The sequence below is a fragment of the Streptomyces sp. CNP082 genome, from assembly GCF_059570535.1.
Genome location: NZ_JCANSZ010000007.1, coordinates 66886 through 87005 on the forward strand (window position 1 = coordinate 66886; position 20120 = coordinate 87005).

The 20120-nt window shown below is 75.6% G+C and carries 14 protein-coding genes; 5 read left to right on the forward strand and 9 right to left on the reverse strand.

Features of this window, described 5'->3' with window-relative positions:
• Positions 1–19: 19 nt before the first annotated feature.
• Positions 20–1021: a helix-turn-helix domain-containing protein gene (locus tag B124_RS08655; protein WP_496502107.1), complete on the reverse strand. Its 1002-nt coding sequence runs from the start codon at positions 1019–1021 to the stop codon at positions 20–22.
• A 1750-nt stretch (positions 1022–2771) separates the two neighbouring features.
• On the opposite strand from B124_RS08655, the gene B124_RS08660 reads away from it, so the two are divergent.
• A complete protein-coding gene (locus B124_RS08660) occupies positions 2772–3854 on the forward strand; it encodes a protein phosphatase 2C domain-containing protein (protein WP_496502108.1) in 1083 nt (360 codons plus the stop codon).
• A gap of 37 nt (positions 3855–3891) precedes the next feature.
• On the opposite strand, the gene B124_RS08665 is transcribed toward B124_RS08660, so the two are convergent.
• The 3 genes from B124_RS08665 to B124_RS08675 form a co-directional block, all read right to left on the reverse strand.
• Entirely contained in the window at positions 3892–7026 is a 3135-nt protein-coding gene (locus B124_RS08665) for an alpha-mannosidase (protein WP_496502109.1), read from the reverse strand.
• 94 nt (positions 7027–7120) lie between these two features.
• Positions 7121–8185 (reverse strand): DUF2637 domain-containing protein, encoded by a 1065-nt coding sequence (locus B124_RS08670; protein ID WP_496502110.1) that lies wholly within the window; start codon positions 8183–8185, stop codon positions 7121–7123.
• A gap of 113 nt (positions 8186–8298) precedes the next feature.
• A complete protein-coding gene (locus B124_RS08675) occupies positions 8299–9192 on the reverse strand; it encodes a (2Fe-2S)-binding protein (RefSeq protein ID WP_496502111.1) in 894 nt (297 codons plus the stop codon).
• 184 nt (positions 9193–9376) lie between these two features.
• Here B124_RS08675 and B124_RS08680 point away from each other — a divergent pair, with 184 nt between their 5' ends.
• Positions 9377–9973: a GntR family transcriptional regulator gene (locus B124_RS08680; protein WP_496502112.1), complete on the forward strand. Its 597-nt coding sequence runs from the start codon at positions 9377–9379 to the stop codon at positions 9971–9973.
• A gap of 75 nt (positions 9974–10048) precedes the next feature.
• Here the strand turns inward: B124_RS08680 and B124_RS08685 are convergent, their stop codons facing one another.
• On the reverse strand, positions 10049–11020 hold the full coding sequence (locus tag B124_RS08685; RefSeq protein ID WP_496502113.1) for an acetylxylan esterase: 972 nt from the start codon (positions 11018–11020) through the stop codon (positions 10049–10051).
• A 196-nt stretch (positions 11021–11216) separates the two neighbouring features.
• Positions 11217–12215 carry a LacI family DNA-binding transcriptional regulator gene (locus tag B124_RS08690; protein ID WP_496502114.1) on the reverse strand — a complete coding sequence of 333 codons (999 nt, stop codon included), beginning with the start codon at positions 12213–12215 and terminating at the stop codon, positions 11217–11219.
• A 139-nt stretch (positions 12216–12354) separates the two neighbouring features.
• On the opposite strand from B124_RS08690, the gene B124_RS08695 reads away from it, so the two are divergent.
• Genes B124_RS08695 through B124_RS08705 form a run of 3 tightly spaced genes read left to right on the forward strand, consistent with a single transcriptional unit; the run spans position 12355 to position 16274 of the window.
• A complete protein-coding gene (locus tag B124_RS08695) occupies positions 12355–13107 on the forward strand; it encodes a sugar phosphate isomerase/epimerase family protein (RefSeq protein WP_496502115.1) in 753 nt (250 codons plus the stop codon).
• On the forward strand, positions 13104–14213 hold the full coding sequence (locus B124_RS08700; protein WP_496502116.1) for a Gfo/Idh/MocA family protein: 1110 nt from the start codon (positions 13104–13106) through the stop codon (positions 14211–14213). Before B124_RS08695 ends, B124_RS08700 begins: the two co-directional genes overlap by 4 nt.
• A 33-nt stretch (positions 14214–14246) precedes the next feature.
• Positions 14247–16274, forward strand: coding sequence for an FAD-dependent oxidoreductase (locus tag B124_RS08705; protein WP_496502117.1), 2028 nt, complete (start codon positions 14247–14249; stop codon positions 16272–16274).
• Positions 16275–16342: 68 nt separating this feature from the next.
• Here B124_RS08705 and B124_RS08710 read toward each other — a convergent pair whose 3' ends face one another.
• The 3 genes from B124_RS08710 to B124_RS08720 form a co-directional block, all read right to left on the reverse strand.
• Positions 16343–17278, reverse strand: coding sequence for a LysR family transcriptional regulator (locus B124_RS08710; protein ID WP_496502118.1), 936 nt, complete (start codon positions 17276–17278; stop codon positions 16343–16345).
• Between the two features lie 126 nt (positions 17279–17404).
• Positions 17405–18187 (reverse strand): hypothetical protein, encoded by a 783-nt coding sequence (locus B124_RS08715; RefSeq protein WP_496502119.1) that lies wholly within the window; start codon positions 18185–18187, stop codon positions 17405–17407.
• A 195-nt stretch (positions 18188–18382) separates the two neighbouring features.
• A complete protein-coding gene (locus B124_RS08720; RefSeq protein ID WP_496502120.1) occupies positions 18383–20059 on the reverse strand; it encodes a PucR family transcriptional regulator in 1677 nt (558 codons plus the stop codon).
• Positions 20060–20120 lie beyond the last annotated feature (61 nt).

The window sequence follows — 20120 nt, forward strand, 5'->3', positions numbered from 1 at the left end:
GCGAGAGCGGCCCGAACGGTCACCGCTCCGGGGCCGGTTCCGTGACCCAGCCGCGTTCGTGGGCGTACCAGCCCAGTTGCAGCCGCGTGTGCACCCCGGCGATCTCCATCAGCCGCTTCACCCGCCGCTGTACGGTCCGCAGCCCCAGGTCCAGTTGCTTGGCGGCGCTCGCGTCCGTGAGGCCCGCCAGCAGCAGGCCGAGGATCTGCAGGTCAACCGCGTCCGGCCCGTCCGGTGGCTGCTCCGCCACCGCCGCCCCGCCGGCGTTCAGCCGAAGGGGCAGCGCCTGCCGCCACAGGCTCTCGAAGAGGCCCGTCAGCGACTCCAGCAGCCCGCTCGCGTGCACCACGAGCGCGGCGGGCTCGCCGGCCTCGGCGAACATCGGCACCATCGCGGTCGCCCCGTCGGCGATCACCAGCTTCGTCGGCACCACGTCCGCGACCCGCAGCTCCTCGTTCCGGCGCAGCGCCTCCGCCGCCTCTGCCACCGTGCCCGGGGTCAGCAGCCGGGAGCGCTCCAGCACCACCCGGAACCGCACGCCGCGGCCCGCGGCCTTCTCCTCCGCGGTGTTGTCCTGGCTGCGTACGGCCAGCGGCTCCCGCGTGACCAGCGCGCACACCTCCTGCTCGGCGCCGAGCTGAAGCTGCAGGAACCGGTGCGCCACCGCCCCCGCGCCGGTCACCACCTCGACCAGGTCGTGGACATCGGCCGGCTCGCCGGCCTCCGCGCGGTACTCCTCCGCGAGCAGCGCGGCGGCCAGCTCGGCGCGCTCCAGCTCGTGCCGCTGCTGGATCAGCAGCGCCCCCAGCGCGACCGACGGCGGCGCCGCCACCCAGCGCCCCGGCCGCGCCGACGACTGCGCCGCCAGCCCGTGCTGCTCCAACCGCCGCAGCGTACGCACCGCTTCCGGCTCGGGCAGCGTCAACCGCCGCGCCAGCTCGGGGACGTCGGCGGCGCCGAGCGCGACCAGCGCGCGGTAGGCCGACTCCTGCACGTCGTCGAGTCCGATGGCACCGAGCACCTGCACATCCTGACCGCACCGGTGGGTCGGTTGGAAGGCCCTTGCCGTGATCTTGCGGGTACGGCCCTTGTGGCGGAGGGCGGCGGGGAACAATAGGAATATGGATCGCCAGGGGGAGGCGGCGGGGGATCGCCGCACCGAGGACGAGTGGTGGCACGACCTGTACGACGAGGGGGCGCCGGACACGGGCCCGCAGGGCGCGGGGGACACCCTCGACGACCGCTTCGCGTCGGTGGCGCGGGCGGTGGACGAGGCGCTGCCTTCTGCGCCGGGTGCGGCGGGGGTGTCGCGGAGGCCGGCGGCCGAACCGTACGACCAGATGCAGGACCCCGACTACCCGCCGCCGCCCGCCTCCGGGGCCGCCCCGCCGCCGTCGGTGGCGGGGGTCCCGGGCTTCACGGAGCGCGCCCCGGCGGCGGGCCGGGACTGGGCGGACGACGTGTTCGCGGGCCTGCGGGAGGACCGGGGACCGGCACCGGCGCCCTCCGGGCCGGAAGCGGAGTCCGCCGGGGCGGAGGCGGAGTCCGCCGGGGCAGAAGCGGAGCCCGCCCGGGCGGAGGCGGAAGAGGCCGGGCCGTGGTGGGAGTCGGCAGTCCGCGACCCACGAAGGGCCGAGGCGGGTTCGCCGAGCGCGCGGGAGACGACGGAACGCGCCCCGGTGGATGGCGCGTTGCCGGGCTTGGGGGAGCCTGCGGATCGCGGGGCTGGGGGCTCCGGGCCGCGTGGTTCGTGGAGCGAAGGGTTGGCTGGTTCGGTCGGAGCCGTCGAACGCATCCCGGGGGAAGGGGCGTTGCCGGGCCCGCGGGAACTGGCGGAGCCGGCTCGGGGGGAATCCACGCCCGTGCCGGGGGAGTCCGTGGATTCTGCCCCGGCGGACGGGCTGTTGTCCGGTTCGGTGGATGCCCCGGAGTCTGCGCCGCCAGGCGCAGGGCAACCGGCGGAGCCTGCCGCCCCGGAGACCGAGTTGTCCGGTTCGTGGGAGGTCGGCCGTTCCGATGCGCTGGAAGCCGCGTCGGCCGCGCCCGCGGATTCCGCGGAGGCCGGCGAACCCGCTGAGGTGTCGCCCGTACCGGTGCCTCCTTCGTCCGCCCACACCGTGCCGTCTGCCGCCGCGGAGGTGGCGGAGTCCCGCTCCGGCGAGGCTGTGCCCTCCGCGCCGGCCCCACACGCCCCCGAGGCGCCGAAGCCATCCGCACCCGCGTCCTCTGCCCCCGCGGCGTCGCCCGATCCACTGCCGTTTGTTTCGGACCAGCCGGAGTCGTCGGTGCCGCCTGCGCGCGTGCCTCCAACTCCGGCCCCGCCCGCGGCCTCTGCGTTCAGCCCCGGGGGGCCGGGGGAGGCGGGTGCGGGGGACACGGCGTTTCCCGCTCCAGCGCCGGGCCGGGCGCCGTCCGGCCCCGTGCCTTCCGCCTCGCGCGGGCCGGGGCCGTCGGCACCTCCGGTGCCGGTGCCTCCGGCCCCGCCGGAGCGTCCTGCCTCCGGGCAGGCCGGTGCCGGCCAGCCGGTGTCGCCCGAACCCGGCGCCCCGCGTCCGGCGCCCCCTGCAGCCGGTGGCCCCGCGGGCGGTGACCCTGCCGACGGTGAACCCGGGGCCAGCGAACTCGCACCCCGTGACCCCGCCGCAGGCGACCCCGCAGCCGGTGGCCCCGCGGCCAGCGAACCCGCACCCCGTGAGCCCGCACCCCGTGAGCCCGCACCCCGTGAGCCCGCCGCAGGCGAACCCGCGTCTGCCACCATGCGGTTGCGGCACGTGTCCGTCACCGACACCCTCACCGACGCCGACTGGGCCGCCCGGCACGGCGCGTCCTACGTCGGCGGTGCCCCGCCCACCTACGAGGCCGAGCCCACCACCGTGACCGAGGTGGCGCCCGGGGCGCTGCACGAGCTGGTGCCCGACACCGTGCTCGACGGGGCGCGGTACGGGTCCTTCACGCTGCGGACCGCCGCCACCCGTGGCGACAGCCCCCGTTACCGCGGCGAGCAGCGCCGCGACGCTCTCCTCACCGCCCGTTTCGGCGGTGGTGACGACGCGCTGGTGTTCGTCGCCGTCGCCACCGGGGCGCGGGGCGTGCCCCGTACGGACCGGGCCGCCGTGTCGCTTGTGCGTTGGATGGGCGAGGCCGTCGGCAGGAGCCGGGCGCGGCTGTCCGAGGACATACGGACCGGGCGGCGTGCCGCGCTGAAGGGCGGGCTGCACCGGCTGGCCGGGCGGACGTACGGGCTGATGCGCGCGCAGGCCGAGGAGCTCGGGGCGGATCCCGGCGGGTACACCGCCGGGCTGCGCTGCCTGCTGCTGTCCACCGACCCCGGCTGCCGTACCCGGGTGTTCTTCGGCACCGGCACCGGCGGGCTCTTCCGGCTGCGCGGCGGCGAGTGGCAGGACCTGGAGCCCGCCGCCCTGGACGAGGAGCCCCGGCGCGAGGAGCCCCGGCACGGGGAGCACCGGCGGAAGGACGCGCAGCAGGGCGCGCCGCAGGAGGTCCGGCCCGCCGATCCGCGGCTCACCGTCGACCTCGGCGTCCAGCCCCAGCGCTCCGTCCCCGCCGGCCCTCCGCCGCCCGGCTTCGGCGCGCTCGTGGACACCCCCGACCCGGGCGAGCCCGCGCCCTTCGCCTTCCGGGCGACCGAGGGCCGGCCCGGCGACGTCCTGCTGCTGTGCAGCCCCGGGTTCGCCGAGCCGATGCGCGGCGCGCCCGGTCTTGCGGCCGAGTTGGGGGAGCGGTGGGGCGGCGCGGCGGAGCCGCCCGGGCTCGCGGCGTTCCTGGCGGACGTCCAACTGCGCGCCAAGGGCTTCGCCGACGACCGCTCCGCCGCCGCCCTCTGGGAGAGCTGAGCGCGGCGGGGCCCGGCGAGCCGGGCCCCGCCGCGTCTCACCGTACGGGCCGCATCCGCAGCGTGAGGATCTGGAACGGGCGCAGCCGCAGCTCCACGGAGCCGTCCGCCCCCGCCACCGCGTCCGGCGACTCGAGCGGGCGCTCCAGCAGATCCGTCACCCGTACGTCCGCCGCCGCGAACGACGTCGTCAGCGTCCCCGACGCCCGCCCCCCGCGCGACTCGTACACCCGGATCACCACGTCCCCGCTGCGGTCCTCCGCCGGCTTCACCGACTCCACCGTGATCGCCGGGTCGCTCACCGACACCAGCGGCGCCCGCGCGGCCGTGCGCGCCGCGCGCAGCGGCAGGTTCAGCGCCAGGCCCTCCGCCACCGCCGCGCCGACGTCCGCGCCCGGCAGCAGCGCGTAGCGGTAGCGGTGGACGCCGAGGTCCGTCTCGGGGTCCGGGAACTTCGGCGCCCGCAGGATCGTCAGCCGCACCGTCGTGCCGAGGCCCGCCTCGTGCGGCTCCCGCGTCACGTCGTGGCCGTACGTGGCGTCGTTGAGCACCGCCACGCCGTACCCCGGCTCGCCCACGTGCAGCCAGCGGTGCGCGCAGATCTCGAACTTCGCCGCGTCCCAGCTCGTGTTGGCGTGCGTCGGCCGGTGCACGTGCCCGAACTGGATCTCGGACGTGGACCGTTCCGCGTGCACGTCCAGCGGGAACGCGGCCTTCAGCACCTTCTCCTCCTCCCGCCAGTCGACCTCGGTGGTGAAGTCCACCCGCCCGCTGTCCGCCGCCAGGCTGATGTCCTGCACGATCCGCGACCGGCCGGTGGTACGCACGACCCGCACGGCGGCGCGCAGCGGCCCCGACTCGGTGACCTCCACCGACTCCGCGGCCACGAGGTCGGTGCGGGTGCGCCGGTAGAACTTGTCGATGTCCCAGGCGTCCCACTGGTTGGGGTGGTCGGGGTGGAGCTGGAGCAGGTTGGCGCGGGCGCCCGGCGCCAGCACCTCGCGGCCGGCGGTCAGGTCGCGTACGGAGGTCAGCAGCCCGTCGCCGTCGACGACGACCCGCAGCAGCCCGTTGTCCAGCACGACGTCCGTGCCCTCGGCGACCGCCGACACCCCGGTGCCGGCCGCTGCACCCGCTGCCTCCGCCGTGCCCGCGCCCAGCCCTGGCGCGCTCACCCGCGCCAGGGACCGGCCGTCGCCCAGCGGCTGCGTCACCGCGTCCTGCGGCAGCGCCGCCGCCTGACCGGCGGCCAGCTCCACGACCTCGCCCCGGTCGTACGGCGAGGCGTTCAGCACGGCGAGCCCGTCGCCGCCCAGCGCGGCCACCGCCGCCGCCGTGATCCCCGCCAGCTCCTCGGCCACCGCCGCGTACGTCTGCGCCGCCTCCCGGTGCACCCACGCGATCGACGACCCCGGCAGGATGTCGTGGAACTGGTGCAGCATCACCGTCTTCCAGAGCCGGTCCAGCTCCTCGTACGGGTACGCGTACGCCGGGTCCGCCAGCGCCGCCGCGGTCGCCCACAGCTCCGCCTCGCGCAGCAGGTGCTCGCTGCGCCGGTTGCCGTGCTTGGTGTCGGCCTGGCTGGTGTACGTGCCGCGGTGGAACTCCAGGTACAGCTCCCCGGACCACACCGGCGCCGCCGCCCCGTACTCCTCCTCCGCTGCCGCGAAGAACTCCGCGGGCTTCGCCACCGCCACCCGCGGCGAGCCCTCCAGCGACCGCAGCCGGCGCGCCTTCTCCAGCATCTCCCGCGTCGGCCCGCCGCCCCCGTCGCCGTACCCGAACGGCACCAGCGACATGCTCGCCCGCCCCTTGTCGGCGAAGTTGCGCTCGGCGTGCGACAGTTCGGCGGCGTGCATGGTGGCGTTGTACGTGTCGACGGGCGGGAAGTGGGTGAAGACCCGGGTGCCGTCGATGCCCTCCCACCAGAAGGTGTGGTGCGGCATCTTGTTGGTCTGGTTCCACGACAGCTTCTGGGTGAGGAACCAGCGGATCCCCGCCAGCCGCGCGAGCTGCGGGAACGCCGCGGTGTAGCCGAAGGAGTCCGGCAGCCACACCTCCTGGGTGTCCACGCCGAACTCCTCGGCGAAGAACCGCTTGCCGTGGATGAGCTGCCGCGCCAGCGCCTCGCCGCCCGGCATGTTGGCGTCGGACTCCACCCACATCGAGCCGACCGGCACGAACTGGCCGGTGCGCACGGCGGCGCGGATGCGCTCGTAGACGTGCGGCTGATGCTGCTTGACCCAGGCGTACTGCTGCGCCTGCGAGGCGGCGAAGACCAGCTCCGGGTAGTCCCCGGACAGCGCCAGCTCGGTGACGTTCGCGAACGTCCGCGACGCCTTGCGCACCGTCTCGCGCAGCGGCCACAGCCAGGCGGAGTCGATGTGCGCGTGGCCGGTGGCGTACGCCCGGTGGGCGCTGGCCGCCGCGGGCTGCGCCAGCGCGGGCGCCAGCACCTCGCGGGCGGCGGCGGCCGTGCCGGGCACGTCGTGCAGGTCGAGGACGTCGAGCATGCGGTCCAGGGTGTGCAGGATGTCGTGCCGGCGGCTGCGGTCCACCGGCAGCTCGTGCATCAGCTCGGCGAGCACCTCGATGTCGAGGATCAGGTGCCACACGTCCTCGTTGAGCACGGCCAGGTCGGCGGAGCGGAAGGTGTACAGCGGCGCGTCGCCCGCGGTGCGCACCTCGCCGAGCAGGGTGGGCGTGAAGTCCTGCAGCACCGCGGGGTTCGCCGCGGCCTCCAGCAGCAGCCGTACGGGCTCGCCGCCGGCCGCGGGGGAGGCGACCGGCACGTGCCGGTTGCGCGGGTGCACGCCCTTGACGGGTGCCCCGGCCGAGTCGTACACCATCCCCTCGGCCTGGAACCCGGGCATCTCGGTGCCGAACCCGGGGTCGATCACCGCCTCGACGCGCCGGCCCGCCCAGCCGGCCGGCACGGTGCCGGTCAGCCGGAACCAACTGGTCGACCACGGCGGCCCCCACGGGGTGCCGACGGCGAAGGGCTCGTACTCCTCCGGGGGGATCTTCAGCGCCTCGTCCGCCGGCACCGGCTCGCCGGGACGGTGCCACACCGACAGCTCCAGGGGGACGCGTTCGGTGTACTGGGCGGGTCGGATGAACTGGCGCAGCGCGCGGTCCAGCCGGCCCTCTGCCAGCAGTCGGTCGTCGTGCATCGCGGCTCCTCACAGTCGTCGCTGTGGTCTGCCTAACGTGCGCGCGGCCGACCCGGCAAGAGGACCCGCCACCTCGAATCGTCTCCGCAGCACGTCAGCGGAGCTGATTCTCCATGGCTGTGAGCTTCTGCTCCAGGGTGTCGAGCGGGGCCGCCAGCTCGTCGTCCCGGACACCGGCCGCAGCGGCGGGCTCAGCGGCGGCGCGCCCGGCCGGCTGCCCGCCGCCGGCCGCGGGCCTGTTCTCCCGCGCCGTACGGGACCGCCGCGGCAGGTGCGCCGCCCCCGCGACCGGCTCCGCGCCCGGTTCGGTGACCGGCTCCGGCGTCAGCGCCGCCGGCCGCTCGGCGCGCGGCGCGGTCAGCTCGCCGGGGGCCAGCGCGCGGTGATGCTTGCCCAGCGCCTTCAGCCGGGCCCGCTCCAGCCGGGCCTGCTCGCGCTCCTCGGCCCGCCGGCGCGCCTCGTCCCGGCTGTCACGCCGCACCTCGTCGACCGCCTCGTCCAGCGTGCGCACGCCTTCGAGCAGCATCAGCGACCAGGCCCTGAACGTCTCCCGCGGCGCCCGCAGCCAGCGTACGAACCGGATCTGCGGCAGCGGCCGGGGCACGAGGCCCTGCTCGCGCAGCGCCGCCCTGCGGGTCTGCTTCAGCGCCCGGTCGAAGAGCACCGCCGCCGACAGCGACATGCCCGCGAAGAACTGCGGCGCGCCCGCGTGCCCCGTACCGCGGGGCGCGTGCACCCAGTTGAACCAGGCCGCCGCGCCCGCGAACCCCCACACCAGCAGCCGGGAGCCGAGCGCCGCGTCGCCGTTGCTGGCCTCGCGGACGGCGATGACCGAGCAGAACATCGCGGCGCCGTCCAGCCCGAAGGGCACCAGGTACTCCCAGCCGCCGGACAGGCCCAGGTTCTGCCGGCCGAAGCCGACCAGGCCGTGGAAGGAGAGCGCGGCGGCGACCGCGGCGCAGCAGAAGAGCAGCACGTACGCGAGCGTGCCGTACATCGCCTCCTTGCGGCGGCGGCGCTGTTCGCCCGCCTCCCAGGAGTCCGCCGGCTCGCCGGCCCTCTGCCGGCCGCGCGCCACCACGGCCACGGCCGCGAGCACGCCGAGCAGCAGCACTGCGGCCGGGAGGGCCCAGGTCAGTGATATCCCCTTGAATGCCATCGGATGCCCCTTGCCTCGCCAGACGACGGGTGACTCGGGCACCGATACTTCGCGGAATCGCCGCGCGATTCCGGAGGAAACGAAATCACCCACTCAAAGGGGTGGCGTACGTGCTATGAGCTTGCGACGAGCCGGGCGACGCGCTCCGTGTCGCAGGTGCGCGGACAGGTGACGCAGGTGTCCTCGGGCCGCAGCGTGTAGTACATGCAGCAGCTCGCCCGGTCCCGGGTGGCCAGGGACTGCCCGTCGGGGCCCGTGAGGCTGCGGAAGGCCGCGCCGCCGGCGTACGGGGCCGTGGCCGGGCCGCTGCCGGGCAGGAGCCGCGCGGTCTCGGCCATCGCGCGCTCCTCCTCGCCCAGGAGGCTGCCCAGATACCACAGGCCCTCGACGATCTCGTCCGTCGCCGTCCCCCACAGGGCCCGCGGGCCGCGGCGCATCCGCGGCCCGAACGCGGCGAGCAGCGGCTCCAGATGCTGCGCCACGGCCGCCCGCACCTCGGCGCGCAGCGCCTCCTCGCCGGCGACGACGCGGGCGCCGGGCCGGCCCGCGGCCGGGTCGTCCGGCAGGCAGGCGAACCCGCCGGTGCGGACGGCGAGGCGCATGCGGCTGCCGTCGGCGTTGCGGCGCAGCGCCACGCCGTCCAGCGGGATGCGGGGCACGCGGCGCAGCAGGAACCAGGGGAGGGTGACCAGCAGGCAGGCGGACCAGGCGTAGCGGTGCAGGCCGAAGCTGGCGACGACGTCGGCGCGGGCATCCTCGCCGTACGTACGGCGGACCTGCTCGGCGTCCCAGGCGAGGAAGTCGTCGAGGGCGGGTCCTGCGGCGGCGAGGTCCGCGGCGGCCACCCAGCCGGAGGCGGTGGGCAGCGGGTCCGCGGGGCCGAGTTCGGTGACGGCCAGGAACGGCAGGACCTCGGTGAGCCGGGTGTACGCCGCGGTGAGGGGGGTGCCGGCGAACGGGGCGGACGGGGCGTCGTCAAGCGGCTGGGGCACTGCGGGCGCTGACATCGGTGCGGTGACCACCCTGGGCTCGGCGGGCATGGCGTGTTCTCGACCCGTCGGCGGGTTGAGGTAAGGCTAACCTTAACCCGCTTGATCGGGGAACAGGCAAGAGGCACCGGGTTACGGTGGGGCGCGAGCGTCGCCCAGGGGGCGCACTTCTGTCACGAAGCGGGAAGAAGCGGGAGAATCAGTGGAGCACGCGCCGCACACGCCGGCGGTTCCGGGCCGGCCGCGCACCCCGGCCCGGGTGGGCCGCCACTCCGTACGCGGCCAGGTGCTCGACGCGCTGCGCGCCGCGGTGCACGGCGGCGACCTGCGGCCCGGCGAGGTGTACTCGGCGCCCGTGCTCGGCGAACGGTTCGGCGTCTCGGCGACGCCGGTGCGCGAGGCCATGCAGCAACTCGCCGCGGAGGGCGCGGTGGAGATACTGCCGAACCGCGGCTTCCGGGTCCTCGCGCCCAGCGACCGCGACCTGGCCGAGCTGGCGGAGGTGCGGGCCATGCTCCTCGTACCGCTGCTGCACCGGCTGGCGGCCGGGCTGCCGCCGGAGCGCTGGGTGACGCTGAGCCGGCTGGCGGCGGACGACGCGGAGTTCCACGAGGCGCTGGTGGCGCTCTCCGGCAACCGCCAGTTGGTCCGCGTCGCGGGCGAGCTGCGGGCCAGGGCGCGGCGCCCGGCCGCGCCGCAGGCCCGCCGGCAGGCGCTGGCCGACGCGCTGACGGCGGGGGACACGACGGCGGCCGAGGCGGTGCTGCGCGAGCTGCTGGGCGCCCCGGAGCGGCCCTGACGGAGGCGTACGGGGCCGGTGCCCCGTACGCCCCAGGCCCCTGACGCCCCTGACGCCCCTGACGACCGCGGCCCGTTACGCCCGGAGCCAGGCGAGCGAGGTGACCCGGTGGTCGTTCCCGCCGCCCTCGTGGCCGTTCCACGGGTAGACCTCGATGTCCTTCGGCCCGCCCCAGTGGTTGTACGAGGCGAAGACCGTCGACGGCGGGCAGACCTCGTCCATCAGCGCCACCGAGTACAGCGCCGGCATCCGCGCCCGGGAGGCGAAGTTGAGCCCGTCGAAGTACGACAGCGTCCGGAACACCTGCTCCTCCGCGCCCCGCTGGGTCGCCAGGTACAGGACCAGCTCCTGGTACGGGTTCTTGTCGGTGATCGTGACCGCCCGGCGGAAGTGGTTGAGGAACGGCACGTCGATCATCGCCGCCCGCACCCCCGGGTGCAGCCCCGCGACCGCGGTGGCGATCGCGCCGCCCTGGCTGCCGCCGCTGACCGCTATCCGCTCGCCGTCCACCGCCGGATGCGCGGCGGCGGCGTCCACGGCGCACACGGCGTCGGTGAAGACGCGGCGGTAGTAGTACTCCTCGGGGTCGAGCACGCCGCGCGTCATGAAGCCGGGCGTCTGCGCGTTGCCCGTGCCGTACGGGTCGGGGGTGGCGCCGGCGTTGTTGCGGTGGGCGGCGCCCTGGCCGCGGGTGTCCACGACGAAGACGGCGCGGCCGGCGGCGGGCCAGAACAGGTGGTCGTGCGGCAGCCCGCGCCCGCCGCCGTAGCCGATGTAGTGGATGACGCACGGCACGGGCCCGTCGGCCCCCCGCGGCACGACGAGCCAGGCGGAGATCGGGTGGCCGCCCCAGCCGGCGAAGGACACGTCGTACGCGTCGACCGCCGTGAGGCCCGTCGGGTACGGGCGGAACTCCGGCGCCTGGCCGGCCGCGGCGGACGTGGCCTCGGCGAGGGTGCGCGTCCAGAAGTCGTCGAAGTCGGCGGGCTCCTCGCGCTCGGGGCGGTAGTCGCGCAGCTCGGCGAGGGGCAGGTCGAACAGGGCCATGCGGATGCTCCAGTCGGTCGTGACGGCGGTGCCGGCGGCGGGTGCGGGTGCCGGACGGGGCGTGGGGGAGGGGGCTCGGTGCGTACGGGAGGGGGCGGGACGGGACGCCGGTATCCGGAGTGTCCGGCGCGTACGGGACGTACGGGACGTACGGGACGTACGGAGACGGTGTGCGGGGCCGGGGCGCGGCCCCGGGTCAGCGGGCCGGCGGCGGGCCGGTGGACGCGCGGACCGTCAGCGTCGTCGCCAGCTCCACCTGCTCGGGCTGCGCCGCCCCGCCGTCGCCGTGCAGCCGGAGCATCCGGAACGCCGTCGCCGCCATCGCCTCCAGCGGCTGGACGACGGTGGTCAGCGGCGGCGCCGCCCACGCGGCGACCGGGGTGCCGTCGAACCCGGTGACGCTCATGTCCGCCGATGCCCGCAACCCCCGTTCGGCCAGCGCCTGCAGCACGCCGAACGCCTGCCCGTCGTTCGCCGCGACCACCGCGGTCGGCGGCTCGGGCAGGTCCAGGAGCGCCAGCGCCTCAGCGCGGCCGTCGGGTGCGAAGAAGTCGGCGTAGCGGATCAGCGACTCCTCGACCGGCAGCCCGGCCTCCAGCAGCGCGGCGCGGTAGCCGCCGCAGCGGGCGCGGGCGGACCAGACCGTCTGCGGCCCGGTGATCGTGGCGATACGGCGGTGGCCCAGCTCGATGAGGTGCCGGGTCGCGGCGAGGCCGCCCTGCCAGTTCGTACAGCCCACGGAGCGTACGCCCGCGCCCGGTTCGGCCGGCGGGTCGATGACGACCAGCGGGATGCGCTTGGCCGCCAGCCGCGCGCGGGTCTCCGGCGCCGGCACTTGGTGGACGAGCAGGACGCCGTCGCTGCCGCGCGCCATGATGCGCTCCAGGGTCTGGCGCAGGACGTCGTCGCTGTCGGGCACGCTGTCGATGACGATCCGGCAGCCGGCCTCCGCGCCCGCATCGACCGCGCCGGTGACCAGCGCGTCCGCCCACGGGCTGTTGAGGCTGCCGATGACGAGGTCGACGAGGCCGGCGCCGCGGGAGGGCCGGTAGCCGTGGTCGGCGAGCAGCCGGGCGATCCGCTCGCGGGTGGCGGGGGCGACGTCGGTGCGGGCGTGCAGGACCTTGGAGACGGTCGACACCGAGACCCCGGCGCGGGCGGCGATGTCGCTGAGCGTGGCTTGTTCGGGGGGCATGGTCAGCGTCCTTTTCGAAAACTCCGGTCAGCCTGACTGTCGACTTCCCGCCTTGTCAAGGGTGTTGACGAGGGTCACGCTGGCTTCTAGCGTCAACAACCGAGCGAAAAATTGTCGAAAACAACTGCCGGAGGAGATCATGAGCCCGTCCCTGGGCGTGCAGCTCTATTCCGTTCGCGACGAGATAGCCGACGACCGCCCCGGCACGTTCGCCGCGCTGGCCGGCTTCGGCTACCGCCAGGTCGAGTGCCACGACGTGGTGACCGACCCCGAGGCGCTCAGGGCCGACCTGGACGCGGCGGGTCTGACGGCCCCTTCCGTGCACGGGCACGTGCTCGCCGAGCCCGAGCGGGCCGAAGCCGCCTTCGCCGGCGCGCGTACGGTCGGCGCCGACACCCTCTTCGTGCCGTACCAGCCGCCGGAGCGGTTCGCGGACGCCGACGGGGTACGCGCCGTGGCCGGCGAGCTGGCCGAGGCCGCGAAGCGCGCCGCCGGCCACGGTCTCGCGCTCGGCTACCACAACCACGAGTTCGAGCTGGCCCAGCACGTCGACGGCGTCCCCGCGCTGGAGCTGCTGGCCTCCCTGCTCGACGGGCTCGACGCCCCCGTGCAGTTCGAGGTCGACACGTACTGGGCGGCGGTCGGCGGCCAGGACGTGCCCGCGCTGCTCGGCCGCCTCGGTGACCGCGTCACGCACCTGCACATCAAGGACGGGCCCCTCACCAAGGACGACCCGATGACCGCGGTCGGCGCCGGCCGCATGCCCGTCGAGGACGTGCTCGCCGCCGGCGCGGGGGCCCGCCGGCACATCGTCGAACTCGACCGCTGCGCCACCGACATGCTCACCGCCGTCCGCGAGAGCTTCGACTGGCTGGAAGGCAAGCGCCGATGAGCGCCGGGGAGCCCCTGGGCATCGCCGTGGTCGGCTGCGGCACGATCAGCGACCAGTACCTGACGAACCTCACCGCCTTTCCCGACCTGCGCGTGCTGTACTGCGCCGACCTCGACACCGAACGGGCCGCGGCGCAGGCCGCCGCCTACGGCGTACCGGCGCACGGGACCACGGAGGAGGCGCTCGCCCACCCCGGTGTCGAGCTGGTCGTCAACCTCACCGTCCCCGTCGCCCACCACGACGTCGCGGCGGCGGCGATCGACGCCGGCAAGCACGTGTGGAACGAGAAGCCGCTGACCCTCGATCCCGCCTCCGGCGCCGATCTGGTCGCCCGCGCCGCCGCGGCCGGCGTGCGGCTCGGCTGCGCCCCGGACACGTTCCTCGGCGCCGGGCTCCAGACGGCGCGCCGGCTGCTCGACGACGGCGCGATCGGGGAGCCGCTGAGCGGTCTGGCGCTGATGCAGACCCCGGGCCCGGAGTCCTGGCACCCCAGCCCCGAGTTCTACTTCCTGCGCGGCGGCGGGCCGCTGTTCGACATGGGCCCGTACTACCTGACGTGCCTGGCCACGCTCTTCGGCCCGGCCGAGCGGGTCGCGGCGGTGTCCCGCAAGGCGCGCGAGACGCGGGTGATCGGCTCCGGGCCGAAGGCCGGCGCCGAGTTCCCGGTCGAGGTGCCCACCCATGTCGCGGCGCTCCTCGACTACGCCGCGGGCCAGACCGCGTCGCTGGTGGTCAGCTTCGACTCCCCGCTGAACCGGCAGGGCTTCGTGGAGATCACCGGCACCGAGGCCACCCTCGCGCTGCCCGACCCCAACCACTTCGACGGCACGCTGCGGCTGCGTCCCACGGGCTCGGCGGAGTGGACGGAGGTCGAGGCGGCGGGGGCGACCGCGGGGCGCGGCATGGGCGTGCTCGACATGGCCCGCGGGCTGGCCGCCGGCGAGCCGCACCGCGCCTCCGGGGAGCTGGCGCAGCACGTCCTTGAGACCATGGCGGCGGTCGAGAAGTCCGCGAGCACCGGGGAGTTCGTGCCCGTCGGAGGCGAGGGCTTCACTGTGCCGGCGGCGCTGCCGGCCGACTGGGATCCGGGCGTACGGATGCGTTGACGACCCGTCGGGGCGCGGGCACACTCCGGAGTCATGGCTGAGAAAGCGCTTTCCAGACGTGGTTTGCTCGCCGCGGGCGGCGCGGGTCTCGCGCTGCCCGCCCTGGGCTCCCGGGCGTACGCCGCCGCCGTGGACCGCGGCCCGGTCCGGGCCGACCTGGTGGTCTACGGCGGCACCTCGGCCGGCGTGATCGCCGCCGTGCAGATGCGCCGGATGGGCGGCACCGCCGTGGTGCTGGAGCCCACCCGGCACATCGGCGGCCTCACCACCAGCGGCCTCGGCGCCACCGACACCGGCAACACCACCGCCATCGGCGGCCTGGCCCTGGAGTTCTACCGCCGCGTGTACGCCAAGTACCACGGCACGCCCGTCACCGACGACTCCCCGGCCCGGTACACCTTCGAACCGCACGTCGCCGCCGAGGTCTTCGCCGACCTGCTCGCCGAGCACGACGTGCCCGTGGTGACCGGGGCCCGGCTGCGCTCCGTCGACCGCCGCGGCGGCCGGATCCGCCTGCTCGCCACCGACGACGGCCGCGCCTACGCGGGCGGGGTGTTCATGGACGCGACGTACGAGGGCGACCTGATGGCCCGCGCCGGCGTCGACTTCACCACCGGCCGCGAGGGCAACGCCGCGTACGACGAGACGCTCAACGGCGTCCAGCACCGCGACAAGCACCAGTTCCTCCACCCCGTCGACCCCTACGTCACCCCCGGCAGCCCCGCCAGCGGCCTGCTGCCCGGCGTGGCCGCCGACCCGCTCGCGCCCGACGGCACCGCCGACGACGCGATCCAGGCGTACTGCTTCCGCATGTGCCTCACCCAGGCCGCCGACCGCATCCCCTTCCCGAAGCCCGCCGGCTACGACCCGATGCGCTACGAACTGCTCCTGCGCTACGTCCAGGCCGGCTGGCGCGGCCCGTTCTACACCACCACCCAGATGGGCGGCGGCAAGACCGACTCCAACAACAACGGCGCGTTCTCCACCGACAACATCGGCCTCAACTACGGCTATCCGGCCGGCACCCACGCCGAGCGCGCCCGTATCCACGCCGAACACGTCGACTACCAGCAGGGCCTGATGTGGTTCCTCGCCAACGACCCTCGGCTGCCGGAGTCCGTGCGCACCCAGACCGCCGCCTGGGGGCTGCCGCGCGACGAGTTCACCGACTACGGCGGCTGGCCGCCGCTGCTGTACGTCCGCGAGGCGCGCCGCATGGTCTCCGCGTACGTCATGACCGAGCACGACTGCCGCGGCACCGTGCGCGCCGCGGACTCCGTGGGACTCGCCTCGTACACGATGGACTCGCACAACTGCCGCCGCCTCGTCGTGGACGGCGTGGCGCGCAACGAGGGCGACGTGCAGGTCGGGGTGCGGGCGCCGTACGGGATCAGCTACCGCTCGCTGACGCCGAAGGCCTCGCAGTGCACCAACCTGCTGGTGCCCGTGGCGCTCTCCGCCTCGCACATCGCGTACGGATCCATCCGCATGGAGCCCGTCTTCATGATCCTCGGGCAGTCCGCGGCGACCGCCGCGCGGATGGCCCTGGACCGCGGCGGCGTGGTCCAGCAGGTGCCGGTCGCCGCGCTGCAGGCGCGGCTGCGCGCGGACGGGCAGTTCCTGGAGTGGCCGCCGGCCGAGCCCGGCGCGATCGTCGTCGACAACGTCTCCGCCACCGGCGTCACCTCCGGCGGCACCTGGGTGACCAGCACATCGACCGCCGGCTACTACGGCTCGGACTACGTCCACGACGACAACACCGGCAAGGGGGCCACCTGGATGCGCTTCCGGCCGGAGCTGCCGGACGCCGGGGCCTGGGACGTCGCCTTGTGGTGGACCGCGTACAGCAACCGGGCGACGAATGTGCCGGTGGACGTGGAGCACGCCGGCGGCACCCAGACCTACACCGTCGACCAGCGCTCGGGCGGCGGGAAGTGGGTGGTGCTGGGGCGGCACACGTTCGCCGCGGGGACGGCGGGGAGCGTGCGGATACGCAACGACGCCACCGACGGCTACGTGGTCGCGGACGCGGTGCGCTTCACGCCGGCGGGACAGCAGTAGCCCGCGACGGCAGCGGCCGGGACGAGTGCAGCGGCAGCACGCAGTAGTTACTGCGCGCGGGCGCCGGTTCAGCGGGACCAGGCCGGCGCCCACGTCCTGGCGTCCTCGGGCGCGTCCCGCGAGCGGCGGGCGGCGAGGTGCTCGCGGAGCAGGGCGAGTGCGGGGTGCGCGTTGTCGGCGTGCCAGTGCAGCAGGTGCGGGTAGACGGGGGTGGGGCCGAGCAGCGGGATGCGGCACAGGTCGTAGTCGACGGGCCAGACCAGCGGGGTCCGCTCGCTGAGGAAGGTGGCCACCGTCGCGGACTCGGCGATCGTGTCGAGGAGGTTCTCGACACCGAAGTCGGGGCCCACCGCGTCGAGTTGGAAGCCGAACTCCGCGGCCATGTCGTCGTAGTACGCGGCCCACTCGGTGCCCGGCGCGTTGCCCGGCATCCAGATGCGGCGCCCGGCGAGCTGCGCGGGGGTGACCGAGCGGGCCCGGGCGAACTCGTGCGCGGGGCCGGTGACCAACTGCACCGGTTCGTACGTCGGGTGCCCGACGGCGATGTCGTCGGGCAGCTCCCGGCCGGGCGGCGGCAGGGTGCGGAACGTCGCGTCGATGGTCCCGTCGCGTACGGCGTCCACCGCCCGCCCGCCGCCGTAGAGCGTGACGACGTCCAGCTCCACCTCCGGGTGGGCGCGGTAGAAGTCGCGCACCAGCCCGGCGGTCGCGACCCGCCGCCCGACGACGTCCACGCGCAGCGCCCGGCTCCCGGGCCGCACCGAGGCCGCGGCCCGCTCCGCGGCCTGGAGCAGGGCGCGGGCGTGCGGCAGGAACGCCTGGCCGTCGACGGTGAGCTTCGCACCCCGCGGGGTACGGGTGAACAGCCGCACCCCCAGGCCCTTCTCCAGCCCGGCGATGCGCTTGGAGACGGCCTGCTGGGTCAGCATCAGCTCGGCCGCCGCCTCCCGGAACTGGCCGGTGTCGGCGGCGGCGGTGAAGGTGCGTACGGCATCGAGGTCCACGCCCGGAACCCTAGCCGCAGCCGCGGCCCCGCCTCGGCAGCCACCCGAAGCGGAACCGGCCCGATACGAGCCGGGAAACGCGGCCGGGAAACGACTCTGCCCCTGTGCCCACCGTCCCGCGCCGCCTCAGTCCTCCGCCTCCGGGACCTGCCGCGGCGCTTCGCCCAACTGCTCCGCCAGCCACGACGGCACCCCGTCCAGCAGCCGCACCAGCCGCGTCGCCTCCGCCCGCAGCCGGGCCGCCTCCGGCTCCGGCTCGACGTCGGCCAGCGCCATCAGCGCCGGTGCCGTACCGACCAGATACCCCAGCTCCTCGCGCAGCCGCAGCGACTCGCGGAAGCCGTGCCGCGCCTGTGCCAGGTCGCCGTCGTCGGCCGCGAGCGCGGCCAGATGGCGCCAGGTGAACGAGCACAGCAGCAGGTCTTCCTGGTCCAGCGCGCCGGCGTGGGCGCGGCGGAACGCCGCCAGCGCCGCCGTCGCGTTCTTCGTCAGGTGCTGGGCGACGAGACCGCGCCGGAAGTCCAGCATCGGCCGGTATGGCGACGTGGGCGGCAGCAGCGCGGCGGCGCGGCCGAGCGCCGCGCGGGCCTCGTCGGAGCGGTCGCGCTCCTGGTACAGGGTGGAGGCGTACGCGAGGTAGCCCCGCTCGCACGCCGTGACGCCGCGGTTCTCCCCGTCCGTCGACAGCGCTTCCGCGTTCCGTACCGCGTCCTCGGCGCGCTCCCAGCCGGCGGCCGTGAACATGCACTGCTCGACGAGCAGCGCCGCGCGCCGCCGCGCCGCCTCGGCGTCGGTCCCGGCGGCGTCGTCGAGGAGCGCCGCGGCGTCGTCCCAGCAGCCGCGCGAACGCAGCCGCCAGATCGCCCGTTCCAGCGGATCCTCCGAAAGAGCCGTTTCCGACCGTGCCATGGCGGTATCCGCCACTCTTGCCTCCCCAACGCGCCGTCGAGCCAAGGAACAACGCAGCCCAGTGTGAGTCGAATCTCAGCACGAAGTCTGCCCTGGACCAAGGGCCTGCGTGAACGACTTCACAAGATCTTGCCCAAGGGATTACCACGGACGGGCGTGCGGCCGGGGGTGAACGCGCCCTGCGGGCGGCGGGGTTCACCGCATGCGCAGTGCGAGGAAGAAGTCGAGTTTGTCCTCCAGCCGGGCCAGATCCCGGCCGGTGAGCTGCTCGATCCGGCCCACCCGGTAGCGCAGCGTGTTGACGTGCAGGTGGAGGCGGGCCGCGCAGCGGGTCCAGGAGCCGTCGCAGTCGAGGAACGCCTCCAGGGTCTGCACCAGGCCGGCCCGGTGGCGCTGGTCGTACGCGTGCAGCGGGTCGAGCAGCCGGGCGGTGAACGCGCGGCGTACGTCGTCGGGGACGAAGGGCAGCAGCAGGACGTGCGAGGCCAGTTCCTCGTGGCCCGCGGCGCACACGCTGCCCGGCCGGGCGGCGGCGACCCGGCGCGCGTGCCGGGCCTCCTCCAGGGCGCCGCGCAGGCCCTCCGAGGAGTGCACGGCGGCGCTGACGCCGAGGGTGAGCCGGCCGTCGTCGGCCAGCCCGCGGGCCAGCGGCTCCTGTACGGCCGCGCGCAGCGCCGCGGCGCGCAGCCCGCCGTCCGCCGCGGCCCGCGGCGCCGGCGCCGGCAGCGGCACCAGCGCCACCGCCTCGTCGCCGGTGTGGGCCACCGAGACCCCGTCGGCCGGGTCCCGGTCCGGGCCCGCGAGCATCTCCTCCAGCAGCGCCTGCGCCACCGGTCCGCCGGGGATCCCCGGCTGCCCGTACGGGACCTGCCACTCGACCCGCGCCACCACCACCTGCCACCGGGGCGCCGCCCCGGCCCCCGGCAGCAGCACCGGCACCGCCACCCGCAGCCGGGCGTCGATCTCCGCGGGCTGCGCCCCGGCCTGCACCAGCTCCAGCACCTCCTGCGCCAGCCGCCGCCGCACCGTCCGCGCGGCGTCGCGCCGCTCCCGCTCCACGGCGATCAACTGCGTGACGCCGTGCACCAGGTCCAGCCGCTCCGGCGGCCACTCCCCGGCGTCCGCCGCCACCGCCAGCAGCCAGTCGGACAGCGCCGTCTCGCGCAGGTCCCGCCCGCCGCCGACGGGGAAGAGCGAGTACGTCACGTCCCCGCCCGCCGCCGGCAGCGTCACCCGGTGCGGCCCCGGCCGGCCGGCGCGCAGCGCCCCGAGGTGCGCGGCGGCCAGTTGTGTCCGCAGCGGTGCCGGCAGCCGGCCCCCGGCGGCCCCGGAGGCGGTGCCGGCGATCTGCCTGCCGGTGGGGGAGAGCACCCAGGCGTGCAGATCCAGGTCGGAGCCGAGGAGGTCGAGCACGACGTCGGGCCCGCCGCCGGCGGGCCCGGACGACATCAGCCGGCGGTGCCGCTCGACGACGGCCGCCAGGTCGCCGGCCCGCTCGCCGGAGACCTGCCGTACGACGTGCTCGGTGATGGTGGCGAACGCGACGTCCTCGCTCACCGCGAAGAGCGGCAGCCGGTGCCGTGCGCACGCCCGCACCAGGTCCTCCGGCACCCCCGCCCCCGACAGCTCCGCCTCGCCCGCGGCGAGCCCGGCGACGCCGGCCGCGGCCAGGATCCGGACGAAGGGCTCCGAGTCCTGCGGGCCGTGGCGCCAGGTGAGCCCGGTGAGCACCAGCTCACCGCCCGACAGGTAGCGGCTGGGGTCCGTCAGGTCGGTGGTCATCACGCCCCGCACCGTGCGGTCCAGCTCGTCCTCGCCGCCGAGCAGGGTGAGGCCCAGCGCCTCGGAGTCCAGAAGTGCCCGCAGCCTCATGCGCGTTCCCTTGCTGTCGGTCGTGCGTCGGCCCGCCCGCCCTCCCGTGCGCGCGGCCGGG

Excerpts from the sequence above, each read along its gene's own strand:
- B124_RS08690 (WP_496502114.1), bottom strand. The coding sequence starts at position 12,215 with ATGCCCCCCGAACAAGCCACGCTCAGCGACATCGCCGCCCGCGCCGGG.
- B124_RS08685 (WP_496502113.1), bottom strand. The coding sequence starts at position 11,020 with ATGGCCCTGTTCGACCTGCCCCTCGCCGAGCTGCGCGACTACCGCCCC.
- B124_RS08715 (WP_496502119.1), bottom strand. The coding sequence starts at position 18,187 with ATGGCACGGTCGGAAACGGCTCTTTCGGAGGATCCGCTGGAACGGGCG.
- B124_RS08670 (WP_496502110.1), bottom strand. The coding sequence starts at position 8,185 with ATGGCATTCAAGGGGATATCACTGACCTGGGCCCTCCCGGCCGCAGTG.
- B124_RS08665 (WP_496502109.1), bottom strand. The coding sequence starts at position 7,026 with ATGCACGACGACCGACTGCTGGCAGAGGGCCGGCTGGACCGCGCGCTG.
- B124_RS08705 (WP_496502117.1), top strand. The coding sequence starts at position 14,247 with ATGGCTGAGAAAGCGCTTTCCAGACGTGGTTTGCTCGCCGCGGGCGGC.
- B124_RS08720 (WP_496502120.1), bottom strand. The coding sequence starts at position 20,059 with ATGAGGCTGCGGGCACTTCTGGACTCCGAGGCGCTGGGCCTCACCCTG.
- B124_RS08700 (WP_496502116.1), top strand. The coding sequence starts at position 13,104 with ATGAGCGCCGGGGAGCCCCTGGGCATCGCCGTGGTCGGCTGCGGCACG.
- B124_RS08675 (WP_496502111.1), bottom strand. The coding sequence starts at position 9,192 with ATGTCAGCGCCCGCAGTGCCCCAGCCGCTTGACGACGCCCCGTCCGCC.
- B124_RS08695 (WP_496502115.1), top strand. The coding sequence starts at position 12,355 with ATGAGCCCGTCCCTGGGCGTGCAGCTCTATTCCGTTCGCGACGAGATA.